3 protein-coding genes are annotated in these 1,521 nt (G+C 27.6%); 1 reads left to right on the top strand and 2 read right to left on the bottom strand.

Annotated elements, in window-relative coordinates; translation table 11 throughout:
* The first annotated feature begins 173 nt into the window (after positions 1-173).
* Positions 174-839 carry a glycoside hydrolase family protein gene (locus WBY99_RS10950; protein ID WP_423976372.1) on the top strand — a complete coding sequence of 222 codons (666 nt, stop codon included), beginning with the start codon at positions 174-176 and terminating at the stop codon, positions 837-839.
* A gap of 23 nt (positions 840-862) precedes the next feature.
* Here the strand turns inward: WBY99_RS10950 and WBY99_RS10955 are convergent, their stop codons facing one another.
* A complete protein-coding gene (locus WBY99_RS10955) occupies positions 863-1,108 on the bottom strand; it encodes a hypothetical protein (protein WP_423976373.1) in 246 nt (81 codons plus the stop codon).
* 156 nt (positions 1,109-1,264) lie between these two features.
* On the bottom strand, positions 1,265-1,521 hold a 257-nt coding region (locus WBY99_RS10960), incomplete at its 5' end, for a hypothetical protein (protein ID WP_423976374.1).

The raw sequence follows: 1,521 nt of genomic DNA on the forward strand, positions 1-1,521 counted from the left end.
AACAAACCAGTAGAAAAGAATACTAAGGCAAAAAAGTAGTAAATTTTAAGAAAGTGTTAATAGTAGAAAGCTGTTTGCCATTATGGTTAAGCGGTTTTTTTTTCTAATAAAAGTTATCCAGTGTTGTTCTACGAGTGTAGAAGAAAACAGGATAAAATTAAATAAATAAAAATATGTTTCCATTTATGTTTTTGGGGTTGGGTATAGGTTCTTGGTTTGAAAACTTTTTAAAGCAATGGGACAATGAAAATAGTAGTGTTATGAAGAATAGTTTTTTGATTGGTAACGATGGTTTTAATTTTATAGGTGAGTATGAGGATTTTAGCCCTAAGGCGTACCTTTTACCTAAAGAGAAATTATATACTATCGGTTATGGTAGTACTAGGATTTATAATAGTGATGGTTCTAGTAGTAGGGTGGTAAAGTATGGGGAAACTATAACAAAGGTTGATGCTGTTTTTCAACTGAAAATGTATTATAATCGTAGTGGTTCGGTTAAAAATGAAATAGATAATATTATTAGGAAGTACGGAATTATTTTAAATCAAAAATTTTATGATATGCTTATGCAGTGTTCTTATGCAAGTGGTTCATTTCATAAAAAGGCTGGTTTTGTGAATATTTATGTTAATATGTTAAAAAAAGCTAATATGTCGAATGATTTGAATATGTTGGGTGATTTGATAAGTGGAACTTGGATAAGTTATTTAAAAATATATGCTAATTATACTATTAATGGTTTAGGCTGGAGTAGAAGGGCGTATGGGGCTAAAATGTATATATTAGGTTTAAACTGGAGTAAATTAAATTCTGAAATGCAAATAAAAAAACCGTATTAAAATACGGTTTAAGCTTTTTTTTATTACCAATCTATTTCTTTTTTTTTAATGCATTTGCAATAGGCTTTTTGAACTCTAATTCTATAATCATAACCTTGCATTTGTAGGGAATACATGAAGTCTTTTTGTTCTGCAAGTATTCCGATTGGTGTTTCAGGTTTTATTTCGTCTCTGAATTTTTTTTTGAATTCATTTTCTGTTAAAAGTCCCGATTGTTCATTAAGTTTTATGTTATAATTCTTTTTTAAACATATGTATTGTTTTGTCATTTGTTTAATGTTTTTTGAATTTAGATTTGAATTTTTATATAAAACGGAATTCTTTATTCTATTAGGAATTTCAGAGGTTTTAAAATTTTGAGCAAATAGTAAAGATGTAGCGAATAGGGGGATTAAAATAAGTGTTTTCATAATGTTTTATTAAAATTAAAGTTTGTTAAAAATAGTTTTGTCTTTACATTCTTGGTGTATTGTTTCCCACATTTCGTCATTATGTTTAGAAAGTCTTTTGTCAACTATCAAGGGTAATCTACCAGTAAAAAAAGGTAGGTTCTTAAATTTTTGTAAGTGGCTCTCGGTTTTAATACATTTTAAAAATTTGACTGTTAACTCGGGTGTTGTTTGTTCTTCTGTCGAAAAGTCTAAAACTCTTTGATTTTTTAAAAGTTGTTTTTCTGTAAAGT

The organism is Kaistella sp., from assembly GCF_049588135.1.
GTDB lineage: Bacteria > Bacteroidota > Bacteroidia > Flavobacteriales > Weeksellaceae > Kaistella.